At 63.0% G+C, this 11,778-nt stretch carries 6 protein-coding genes and 2 pseudogenes; all 8 read left to right on the forward strand.

The window, feature by feature from the left end; genetic code table 11:
- Positions 1-17: 17 nt before the first annotated feature.
- The gene (locus ACT3TS_RS11460) at positions 18-2,342 is read left to right on the forward strand and encodes a DUF222 domain-containing protein (protein WP_444531647.1); all 2,325 of its coding nucleotides are present in this window, start codon (positions 18-20) and stop codon (positions 2,340-2,342) included.
- Positions 2,343-2,919: 577 nt separating this feature from the next.
- Positions 2,920-3,891: an AAA family ATPase gene (locus ACT3TS_RS11465; RefSeq protein ID WP_444531639.1), complete on the forward strand. Its 972-nt coding sequence runs from the start codon at positions 2,920-2,922 to the stop codon at positions 3,889-3,891.
- A 56-nt stretch (positions 3,892-3,947) separates the two neighbouring features.
- Positions 3,948-5,279: a DUF58 domain-containing protein gene (locus ACT3TS_RS11470; protein WP_444531640.1), complete on the forward strand. Its 1,332-nt coding sequence runs from the start codon at positions 3,948-3,950 to the stop codon at positions 5,277-5,279.
- Positions 5,276-7,837, forward strand: a complete 2,562-nt coding sequence (locus ACT3TS_RS11475; RefSeq protein ID WP_444531641.1) for a transglutaminaseTgpA domain-containing protein — start codon at positions 5,276-5,278, stop codon at positions 7,835-7,837. Before ACT3TS_RS11470 ends, ACT3TS_RS11475 begins: the two co-directional genes overlap by 4 nt.
- Positions 7,838-7,853: 16 nt before the next feature.
- Positions 7,854-7,937, forward strand: a pseudogene (locus ACT3TS_RS11480) (zinc-ribbon domain-containing protein); the annotation flags it as partial.
- Positions 7,938-7,940: 3 nt separating this feature from the next.
- Positions 7,941-9,959 carry an RDD family protein gene (locus ACT3TS_RS11485; RefSeq protein WP_444531648.1) on the forward strand — a complete coding sequence of 673 codons (2,019 nt, stop codon included), beginning with the start codon at positions 7,941-7,943 and terminating at the stop codon, positions 9,957-9,959.
- On the forward strand, positions 9,956-10,975 hold the full coding sequence (locus tag ACT3TS_RS11490; RefSeq protein WP_444531642.1) for a PP2C family protein-serine/threonine phosphatase: 1,020 nt from the start codon (positions 9,956-9,958) through the stop codon (positions 10,973-10,975). Before ACT3TS_RS11485 ends, ACT3TS_RS11490 begins: the two co-directional genes overlap by 4 nt.
- Positions 10,968-11,778, forward strand: a pseudogene (locus ACT3TS_RS11495) (hypothetical protein); the annotation flags it as partial. The gene ACT3TS_RS11490 and the pseudogene ACT3TS_RS11495, both read left to right, overlap by 8 nt.

The following is an 11,778-nucleotide window of genomic DNA, read 5'->3' on the forward strand; positions in this document are numbered from 1 at the left end:
AGGGGGCGCGGGCGTTGATGGATGGTTGCACGGACGCGATCGCGGCGTTGCATAAGCATCAGAATCAGTGCGCGGCGTTGGCGGCTGTGTTGATTGCCCGTTTGGAGTCCACGGCTGTTCTTGAGGGCAGTATTCTTGCTGTTGATTCTTGGCAGTGCGATATCTCGTTGATGTCGATGCGGGCTGACTTGGCCGGGATCTTGTCGGTCTCCGAGGCAGTGGCGGGGCAGTTGATTCTGCATGCTGGCACGCTCGTGAACTATTTACCGGCCACGATGGAGGGTTTGAGCAGTGGCTGGTTGGGGTGGGACTACGCGGTCATCATCGCCGAAGAAACGAGCCTGCTGCGTGAAGCCGGCCTGGGGCAGGAAACTGTTGATGCTTTTGAGCAGGTCTTGCTCGGCAAAGCTGCCGGTGCCACGCTGCCGAGTTTCCGGGAGAAGGCCCGGCGCCGCCGGGAACGGTTCTACCCGGAAACGATCACGCCCAAGACGCGGCGTGAGTATAGCCAGCGGCGCTTGGGTGTTTCTCGTGCCCGGGACGGGATGTCGTGGTTGAGCTTGTATGCACCAGCACCGACCGTGGAGGCTATCTGGGCTCAATGCACTCTGACTGCCCAGGCAGCCCAGGGACCGCACGAGGAGAGGACCCTGACACAGCTCAGGGCTGATGTCGCCGCGGCCCTGCTGCTGAACCAGTCCATGGCCGAAAACCAGATCTACGCCCCCACCCAACCCAACACCACCACCAATTCCACCGGCACCGCTGACGGCACTTCCAATGCCGCCACCACCGCCACTGGTGGCGCACCTGCCACCACCGCCACTGATGGTGCACCTGCCGGTGCCGGTGCGGGGACTGGGTCCGCTGCAGCTAACGGCGCTGAGGGTGCTGCCGGTACCGCCACTGGCGTGGTCGTCCCTGGTGATGCTCAGGGTCCGTGGTTTGAACCAATCGACCCGGCCGCCGACGGGGTCCCTCTGGACCCCGGCCCGGAACCATGGCCAGACCCGACCCCGGAGCCCGTCCCGATCCGTGATCGTGACCCGGACTGGGACTATGTAGCCCGGCAGGACCGTGATGTCGTGGTGGTTCCTGACAGGTGGGTGCCTGTCTTTGACGACCCGGACTATTCCGATCCCGGATTCAAGGACCCCGATATCCGCAACAGTCCCGATGGGGACCCCACCGCCATACCACCAACCCTCACACCAGCCCCCTCGAGCGCCAACAACGCCACCACCAGCACCAGCACCAGTGCGAACTTGGCCTCAATTGCCGGTGGTGAGGGGACAACTGCGAGCAACACCACCACTGGAGACGGCACCGGCACCGGTGCCGGCACTGGTTTCAGTGCCACCGGGGGTGGTGCTTGTTTGGTGGGGCCGGTGTGGCCGCCGATGCCGCAGGTTGCACCGGTGTTGTTGATTCCTGCGTTGTCGTTGTTGGGGGCCACGAATGAGCCGGCGTGGTTGGAAGGTTATGGTCCGCTGAGCATGGAAGTCGCCCGGCACCTGGCGGCAGGGTCGCCGTCGTTGTTGCGGGTGTTGGTTGATCCGATCAGCAATGAACCTCTCGATGTGGCTCCGCAACGCTACCGGATCAGCCAAGAGATGCGCACGATGCTGCAGATCAGGGACGAGTACTGCCAGTTCCCCGGGTGTCTGGCGAAAGCGACGAACTGCGAGATCGACCACCTCAAGAAATTCGAGCACGGCGGCCTCTCCATCTACGACAACCTCGAAACGCTCTGCCATCGCCATCATGTGCTGAAGCACTTCAAGGACGACAGGACCCGTACCGGTGAATGCCGTACCGATCAAAGCCCGGAACGTGAAGCAGTACGCCTGCGTGGCTGGACCCCGGCCATGGTCGACGGACGGGTGGCCTGGACCTCACCAACGGGGCGGTACTACCCGCCCGAGATTGGCGATACGCAACCACCGGTCTACCCGGAATGGTTGAAGACACACATCAACGAGACCCTCGGACAACCAGACACCCACGAGACCACCAACCAAAACACCACTGACCCCGCGAGTGCTGACCCCCAAACGGCTGACCCCGAAAGCGCTGCCGAGTTCCACGACCCCCAGGATCCCCAAGACTTCCAAGATCCTCAAGATCCTCAAGAGCCTCAGGACTTCCAAGACTTCGAGGACTTCTTGGACTTCGCGTTCCTGGACGAGGCAGACATCCCGGGCCCGGACCAAGACGACAACCCCTACGCCCGGCCCCTGCCAGTACCGCCACCAGGCACCTTCCCCACCGACGAAGAACAAGCCGCCCTCGACAAAGAAACCCTCGCCAACTACCTCGTCAGCCATCCAGACTTGTCGTGACGAATCTGCGTTGTTTGACCTGAACCGCCGCTTTGTCGGTGAAACAGCCTGATTGCCCTTGTCAGTTCCTGGGGGCGTCAGGCTTTTTGTCGCTGCGGGGGAGGGCAGTTGGTGAAGCTCACATCGCAGCTGCTTCTTGCATCGAAATAGGGGATTCAAAGGAGGGACTGTGGCCGCGCAACCGTTACTGGGGACTTTGATGTCATCCGAAATGCTGGCAAAGTGTAAACGGACAATGCCGCCGGAGGACCACGTCTGGCATTCTTTAGGATGGATAATGCAGTCGGGACGGCACTGAATATGGAATGGCTGCTGTGGGCAAGATAGGGCAGAAGCAGTCTGATCCGGCGGTTTCCGTGTGGAAGCATCCGCAGAGTCCTGCCGGTCGGCTGGGTTTCCGGAAGGTAAATGTTTGCTGGTTGCTCAGCAATCGTCGGACCTTGTTTGGAGCTCGAACCGCCAGTTCCTGCGTCCCTGCTTAGTCACCCGATCGCCAATAAGACCAATTAGTGGATAAACTGGTGCAGGTTTTGCTGCAAGCAACGTACGAATTATCAAGATTGAAAGAGGATGAACTATGTCCATGACGCCGGAACAGGCCACGTGGTTTGCAGGAACGTTTGAAAAGCTCGTGTCCAACGTTGGTCAGGCAATCCTAGGTAAGTCTCACGTCATCAGCCTGACACTTGCTGCGATGCTTGCCGAGGGTCACGTATTGCTGGAGGACGCTCCGGGTACAGGCAAGACCATGCTGGCTCGGGCGATCTCGGCAACCGTGAAGGGTACGAATTCACGCATCCAGTTCACACCCGACTTGCTGCCCTCCGACGTCAGCGGCGTCATGATCTACGATCAGAAGTCGCAGGAATTCGAATTCCACAAGGGTCCGATCTTCGCCACCATCGTGCTTGCCGATGAGATCAACCGCGCGTCGCCAAAGACGCAGTCGGCTCTGCTGGAAGTCATGGAAGAGTCCCGCGTGACAATGGACGGCACCACGTATGAGACGGGCCGTCCATTCATGGTGCTGGCCACCCAGAACCCGATCGAGCAGGCGGGCACCTACCGGCTGCCGGAAGCCCAGCTTGACCGCTTCCTGATTAAGACCTCCATCGGCTACCCGGACCACGCCTCCACAGTTCAGCTGCTCTCCGGTTCTGGCCAGCGTGACAGGACTTCGACGCTGCAGGCGATCATCACCCCACAAGCTGTCGCCGAAATGGCTGACCTGGCTTCCACCGCCCACGCCGATGCGGCTGTGCTGGAATACATTTCACGCCTCTGCGAGGAGACCCGCAACGCTCCTGAAACGCGACTGGGCGTATCGGTTCGTGGTGCAATCGCCATGGTTCGCATCGCCAAGGTATGGGCGGCCGGGAGGGGCCGCAACTATGTCCTGCCTGACGACGTGAAGGAACTTGCACCTTACGTGTGGACGCACCGTTTCGTCATGGATCCCGAAGCTGAATTTGCCGGGGCCACGCCTGAAGTTGTTCTGAGCCGCATTCTGGCGGACGTTGCTGCTCCCCAGCAACGGGCCTCGGCCTGACGCCGGGCCAGCATCACAGCATGCCCAGCGACAGCACATCCAGTTAAAGGTTAAAGATGAGCATGAAGTCCAACGCAGGAAAGGTGGGGAAGTTTCTTTCCCGGCCCTTCCACCGCGAAGGCACACCCACACGCCTGCACCCCACGTCCCTGTGGCGTGAAGCGGGCAAGGTCGCCAACATCTACGTTGCCCCGGTGTGGGCCAAAGTCATTGCCTGGTGCAAGCGCTACGTCACTCCCGTGCTCGCAACGATCAGCACACTGGGATTTGTGGTCATGGGTGCTGCCTTGGTGCTGTGGATTCTTGGCGCAGTCTTTGGCTGGCAGGAAGCCGAGATCGCAGCCTTGTTTGCGGTGCTGCTGTTGTTGATTGCCATCGCTTTCATCCTCGGCAAGTCGATGTATGCGGTGAAGCTCGACATGGCACGCACCCGCGTGGCCGTCGGTGACAACGCCGTGGGCAGCATCGCCGTCGCAAACACGTCCCCGCGCACTGTGCTGCCCGCCGCCCTGGAACTTCCGGTGGGCCAGGCAACTGCGCTGTTCCACCTGCCGCGGATGCACGCGGGGCAAGTCCATGAGGACCTTTTCACGATTCCCACCACGCGCCGGGCAGTGATTACGGTGGGACCCGTGCGTTCCGTGCGCACTGACCCCCTGCAGCTTCTGCGCCGCCAGGTGCTGTGGACCGATCCCACAGATCTTTATGTGCACCCGCGCACCACGGCCCTCGACGGCCCCGCGGCTGGATTCCTGAAGGATCTTGAGGGGCTGACCACCAAGGATCTCTCAAGTTCCGACATCGCCTTCCACGCGCTGCGCGACTACGTCCCCGGCGATGACCGCCGCCACATCCACTGGAAAACCACTGCCCGCACGGGCAAGTTGATGGTCCGCCAGTTCGAGGAAACCCGCCGTTCGCACATGGCAGTGGCCCTGTCAGTGAATACAGATGAGTACGTGCACGACGACGACCTGGAGTTGGCGATCTCGGCTGCGGCCTCGCTGGGCCGCCAGGCGATCAAGGAAAACCGCGAGCTGAGTGTGATCACCCAGCGTGGACCCATTCGCTGTGAAACAGGCAGGAACCTCCTCGACGACATGACGCGGCTGCAAGGCCACAGCCGCCGGGGCACCTCCGTGGACCTGGCCCGCACGCTTTCCGATGCCGTCCCCAACGCCTCAGCGGTGTTCTTCGTTGTTGGTTCCAAGGTCACTCCCGCACAGTTGCGCAGTGCCGCCGCCTCTGTGCCGCCGGGAGTTCGCGCCTTTGCCGTGCGCTGCTATTCAGGGGCGCAACCGGCACGCGCAAACATTGCAGATCTCACCGTCCTGACCTTGGGCGATCTGGACGATCTGGCCATAGTGCTCAGGAAGGCTGTCGCGTGAGCGCCCGCAGAAGCGCGGCAGCACAGCCGCAGGAAAATCAGGCAGCATCCCAGCGGGAAACCCGTGCCCAACGCCGAACCCAGCGCCGGGCCCAGGTGCAGGAACGCCCGAGTCCGACCGCGCCAGCCCGCAGTCCTTCGGCGTTTGCCGGAGGACGGATTTGGTGGCATTTCCTCATCGACGGAGCCGTGCTGGCAGTGTTGCTCGGCGTCGCCGTCCTCGGTTTTGGCCCGACGTTTGGCCACGATCCGCAGTATTTGATTGCAGGTTTTGGTGCCATCGTGCTGGGCCTGGGAGTGGCCGCCCTTGGATCCCACTGGCGTCTGGGCCTGATTACCATGGTCGGGCTCGGCTTTATGGTCTACATGCTCTTTGGCAGCGCCCTGGCCGCACCGAATGAGGCCATTCTTGGCTTCATTCCCAGCCTTTCCTCATTGCGCGGACTCCTGCTGGGCATCATGCTCTCCTGGAAACAACTGCTGACACTTGCGGCACCTGTCGGAACCAGCGTGGACGTCATGGTTGTTCCTTACCTTGCGGCCTTTGTGGCGGCCATTGTTGCCGGCACTCTCGCTTGGCGACTGCGCAACGCCTACTGGGCGATGGTACCCGTGGTTGTTTTGTTCCTCACCGCCATTTTGTTCGGCACGGCCGAGGTCTTTCTTCCGGTGCTGCGCGGATCACTGTTGACAGTGGGCGCCATCGCCTGGCTCGCGTACAGGCATGAACTGCTCCGTCGTGAAACCGCCGGGTCAATTTCAGCCAATCAGCAGGTCCAGGACACGGCAGGCGCGCGCACCTCACTGCTGCGCCGCATCGGCATGGCTGCCGGAGTGATCCTGGTCGCCGGTGCCGTGACCATGGCAGCAGCCCCGGCACTGACGGGCAATGCGAGCCGCGAGGTTCTTCGCGATGCAGTCATCCCGCCGCCTGACCTCCACGAACTGCCGTCCCCGCTCACCAAGTTCCGCGATTACGTCAAGAATGAAAAGGACACCGTCCTGTTCGACGTTGCGGGCCTGCCCAAGAACGGCCGGGTCCGGATCGCCGCCATGGACAACTACGACGGCGTCGTGTTCAACGTTGATCCCAACAGCTCCGCCTCCTTTGCCCCGATTGGTGACGCCAAGTTGCCAGCCAACAGCGGCGACGGAAACGGGACCGCCGTCGACCTTGTCATTGACGGATACAGTGACGTCTGGATCCCCAGTGTTTCGATGGCGCAGAGCCTCAGTTACGAAAGTGCCCTAGGCGAGACACCGACGTTGTACCTGAACAAGGAGTCGGGCACCGCGCTCAATCTGGCCGGCGTGGCCAAGGGGGATGAGTACAGCATGGATGTGCAGTTCCCCGGTGCTGACGGCGACAAGCTGGCCGGGGCCGATTTTGGTTCCGTCCGGCTGCCCAAGCTGGAAAACGTGCCGCCGGTTGTTGGCACCAAGGCCAACGACATCGTCGGTGACGCAGCCACGCCCCTGAAAAAGGTCCAGGCGCTGGAGGGGGCACTGCAGCGTGAAGGCAAGTTCAGCAACGGACTGGAAGGCCAAACGACGTCGAACTCCGGCCACAGCGCGGCACGCATCACCAAGCTGCTCAGCGGCAAGGAAATGGTCGGCGACGACGAACAATACGCGACCGCCATGGTGCTGATGGCCCGCCATCTGGGCATTCCAGCCCGTGTCGTCATGGGTTTCTACCTCGACGAAAAGGACCCCAACAACGGCGCCGACACCGTCAAGGTCAAGGGATCGGACGTCCATGCGTGGGTTGAAGTGAACTTTGCCGACCGAGGCTGGGTGTCGTTCAATCCGACGCCGGACAAGGACCATGTCCCCAACCCGCCTGAGCCGCAAAACGCGTCGAAGCCGAAGCCGCAGGTGCTGCAGCCACCGCCCCCGCCGCAGGAACCGGCCGATCTTCCTCCTGACAGTGCACCTGACGCGCTCGACACCGACGGCAAGAAGAACAATCAGGCCGGCATGTGGGGCACAATCCTGATGATCGTTGGGGTGGCAGCCATCCCGATTGCGATCATTGCGCTGCCCTTGATTTTGATCGTTGCGCTCAAAACCAGACGTCGAAAGAAGCGGCACACCACCGGACTGCCCACAGACCGGGTGGGCGGTGGCTGGTCGGAGGTGTTGAGCCTGGCAACAGACCTTGGCGCCGGCGTGGACAACAACGGCACCCGTCGGGAGACGGCTGTGTCGCTCTACAATGCCTTCCCGGCAAGCCAAACAAGCACGGCCTTGCTGGCCGAACGAGCGGACGCAGCCATTTTCGGCCCGGGCCAGCCCAGCGAAGATGAAGTCGCCACGTACTGGCAAAACGTGGACCACTCCGTCAAGGGCATGACAGGGTCGGTAGGATTCTGGAAGCGGCAACGGGCAAAGTTCTCCCCACGGTCGCTGCTGGCTGATGCGAAAGCACGGGCCGGGAACAAAACACGTGAGCGCAGTCTTCGGACCAGCGACGCAGCAAACAGCAATGGCGTGGCACATGGCCAGGGCGGGGCGGCAAAACGCTCCACGCTGGCACGGTTTCTGAAGAAATCCTAAGAAGGGTACTAAGCAAATGGCGCAAAAAGTGGCGGATCCCTGCCGGAACTGCGGGGCGGCGATCCCACCCGGCGCGGCCTTCTGCACCTTGTGCGGAACGACCGTGACGAACCGGGCTGCCACGCCGGCGCCTTCATCTGTGCCCTTGGGCGGTCCCGGCGGCAGCCCATTTGCCGGCGGACACGGAAGTGCCCGAGGCAACGCCAACGCCGCGCTGGCTCCAACCATCACGCCGGGCCTGGCACCTGGCGGCTCGACGCGTGATGGCAGGCCGTCAAACGAATGGGGCGGACAAGCTCCGAACTCCCAGTCGTCCGCGGTGCCAGGCATCATTCCGGTGGGGATGGGAACAACGGCTCCGTTGGTGGCCCCGCAACAAGTCGGAGTCGACCCTCGCATGGCGGCCGCCACCGCCTTGTCCGTTGGCGGGGCGGGCCGACGGTTGTCCGCCAAAATCATCGACGGGGTGCTGCCAGGTATTTTGATCGGTGTGGCTGCCGGCATTGGTGCCCTCAAGATCAAGACAACGCAGGTGGGCGAATTCGTCCAACTCGACCTGACCTGGCTGCTGATCCTCACGGGCATCGCAAGCCTGCTCTCCGTTGGCTACGGCATTTGGTTGTGGCTGTGGGAAGCAAGGGCGGGCAAGACTCCCGGCAACGTCATGCTGGGACTGCGCACCACAAACATGGAAGGGCGACCGGCAGGACTGCTGGCCATTTTCCTGCGCTACCTGATCATCGCGGTGAGCGGCATCATTCCCACCATCGGACCGCTGCTGGTCATCATTTCCAACGCGTGGGACGCGAACGACAAGAAACAAGGCTGGCACGACAAGGTCGCCCACACACTGGTCTTTAACGTGAAGACCGGCCGCGACCCCCTGGAAACGGGCGGGATCGCCGAACGGGAGAATTTTGTCCCGGCAGCGGTGCCGACCATTTCGGAGGTAAGGTCCCCGCTGGCCCGCCAGGCGACGAGCCCCGCCGCTGCGCCGGCATTTTCGGGCGGCCAGTCAACTGCACCCGCCGACGCACCCGCACCCGCACCCGCAGCTGCCGACACGCCCACCCGGGGCGGGCGACGCAAAAGGAAGAAGGACGCCGCCGTCGACCCCTTTGCGCCTCCGGCCGTACAGTTCGGAAATCAGCCAAACCAGCAGAACCCGCAAAACCAGCAGAACCAGGGCCAGTGGGGCCAGCAAAACACGCAATTGCAGAACCAACAGTTCCCCAACCAGCAGTTCCAGAACCAGCCAGGCCAGCAAGACCAGGGGCAGCAGTTCCCGGGCCAGCAAGAGCAGCAGTTCCAGAACCAGCAGTTCCAGAACCGACAGTTCCCGGGTCAACAGGGTCAGGGCCAGCAGGGCCAGCCACAGCAAGGTTGGCAGCCCCAAGGCCAAGCGGCACAGCAGGACAGCCCGTTCGCCTCGTCGTCGGCTCCGCAAAACCGGATGCCTGTGGACCAAGGCCCCATCACGTCGGTGCCTGGTGCTATTCGCAACACCCAGCCGGAGCCCCACGGGCAGCAGCCAGCGCAGGCACAACAGCCGCAGTTCGGCGAGTCACAGCAGCAGCAAAACTCTGTATCGGGCCCTAACACCGCCCAGCCCGCGCCGCCAGCCCAGACCGGACATCCTGCGTTTTCTGCGCCACCGCCGGCTCCTCCGGCAGCCCAGCAGGCAGCCCAGGCTGCATCCCAGTCAACCGCACGACCGGCTGCCAGCCAGCCGCCAGCCGCCAATCCGGGCGAGGACGCAGGGGAGACCCGGGTCCGGCCGGTGGCTCAGAATCCAGCGTTGCGCCTGACGTTTGACGACGGCCGTTCCGAGGACATCAGCACTGTGGCGCTGATTGGCCGCAACCCCGCCGGTTACGATGGAGAGATGATTTCGCGCCTTATCTCGATTCAGGACTCCAGCAGATCCGTGTCCAAGACACACCTTCACCTTCGCGTGGGCGGGGAAGGGCTCTGGGTGACCGACAGGAATTCGACCAACGGCAGCGCCGTCACCAACACCGCCGGCGCGACCACCACGCTGACAGGCGGCAGCCCCGCACTGGCCGAAGTTGGTTCCAAGGTTCACTTTGGCGACAGGTCGTTCGTGGTGGGGCGCGCGTGACCCCGGCAGACGGTAACGCGGAAGAAACCCCATCGAGCCTGCGGCTCAGCTTTGGTTTTGGCACCGACCGAGGTTTGCGCCGGGAACTAAATGAAGATTCCTTTCTGGCTGCGGATCCCTTGTTTACGGTCGCCGACGGCATGGGCGGGCACGAAGCAGGCGAAGTGGCCAGCCGCGAATGCATCGCCACACTGAGCAAGCAGGGATTCCTCACCGCCGCATCCAGGACGGCGACGGCGTCGGACCTGCAGCAGGCATTGCACCAAGCCGACGCACGGATCCGCGAGCTCACCAACGCCAAGGCCGGCACCACCGTCACCGGCGTGGTCCTGGTGGAGGAACGAGGCGTCCCGTACTGGCTCGTCTTCAACGTCGGTGACTCCAGGACCTACCTTCTGAGCCAGGGCATCTTCCGGCAGATCAGCGTGGACCACTCGGAAGTCCAGGAACTTGTCGACGGCGGCTTCATCACGCCGGAGCAGGCCCTGGTCCATCCGCGCCGCCATGTGGTGACACGGGCATTGGGTGCCGGATCGGACACGGAAGCAGACTTTTGGCTTGTGCCCGTTGAAGAGGGTGACAGGATTCTCGTCTGCTCCGACGGGCTGTCGGGTGAACTCAGCGACAGCCAGATCCACAGGGCGCTCAGCACGCTGAGCCACCCCCAGGACGCAGTCGATTCGCTCATCCAGGCGGCCCTGCGCTCGGGCGGCCGGGACAACATCACTGTCATCGTGGTCGACGCCAGCCATCTCAACAGTGCTGCCGGGGACGATACCCTGAACAAGCCGCGCACGGCCCAGATGGCTGCCGTGACCGCAGATGACGACACCCTGCCGCGGATACTTCCGCCGGACGGGATTGCTCCGCAGGCAGTCCTGGAAACCATTCCCGGCCATGTGTTGGAATCGATCCCGGAATCCGTGCGGACCCCCGACAAACAAGCCCAGCCAGTCCCATCCGCTGCAGCGCAAGAGCATGCTGCAGCCACCTTGCACGAGGAGAATCATGGTTAGCACCACGTACAGTACAGGTTCCTGGCTTGGAATTGTGCGCTCGGGATCGGTCGTAGTCCTGGACGGACAGACCGATCCGGCCATCGTCAAGCACCTTTGGGACTACCTCGGCCAGGAGCCCACAATTCACGGCCTCCTCAACGAGGTGACGGAGAAATTTGGCACGGGCTTGACGAGCATGCCTGACTTCGCCGTCGTGGTCCAAAGCGACAGGCTGCATGCCATCCTGCGCGGCGACATCACCCTGCTGGCCCACACCGGCGCCGGCACCGAGCTGGTTTCGGGCCGCGATGTGACCACCTGGAGCGAACGTTCGCTGCCGCTGGCCGACTCCATCGAGCTGGCACTGGCCGAACCCGGTGCCGAGGACGGGACTCTCGTCCTGCCCTTGGGCGAAGGCGTTGTGCGCCTGCAGTCGTTGACAATCCTGACCGGGGTTGCGGGGAGCCGGATCTCCCACACGTACGACGGCGATCAGGCCGCCACCGTGCCAAGCGGTGCCGAGGCTGTGCCCCCGGTGGTAGACGCGCAGCTTTTCGTCGCTGACGCCACTCCGTTTGCCGCGGCCCCCTTCGACGCGGCGGCAGCCGGAGCGGAAGAGTCCGTGGACGACGCCCCGGAGTTGGAAGCAGCCCCGGAACTGGAGTCCGGCCCGGAGTTGGCAGCTGCACCGGAGAATGTCGGCGAGGTGGCGGCCCACGATGAAGCCGGCAATCAGCTGGCTGACAACAACCCCGTGCCCGACAACAACGCAGAGCCTGATGACCCGCTGGCTGACGGCTTCATGGCTGAAGACTCAGTAC

Source organism: Specibacter sp. AOP5-B1-6 (assembly GCF_052376555.1).
Taxonomy (GTDB): Bacteria; Actinomycetota; Actinomycetes; order Actinomycetales; family Micrococcaceae; genus Specibacter.

Coding starts and splice junctions, on each gene's coding strand:
- ACT3TS_RS11460 (WP_444531647.1), top strand. CDS start 18: ATGGATGGTTGCACGGACGCGATCGCGGCGTTGCATAAGCATCAGAAT.
- ACT3TS_RS11465 (WP_444531639.1), top strand. CDS start 2,920: ATGTCCATGACGCCGGAACAGGCCACGTGGTTTGCAGGAACGTTTGAA.
- ACT3TS_RS11470 (WP_444531640.1), top strand. CDS start 3,948: ATGAGCATGAAGTCCAACGCAGGAAAGGTGGGGAAGTTTCTTTCCCGG.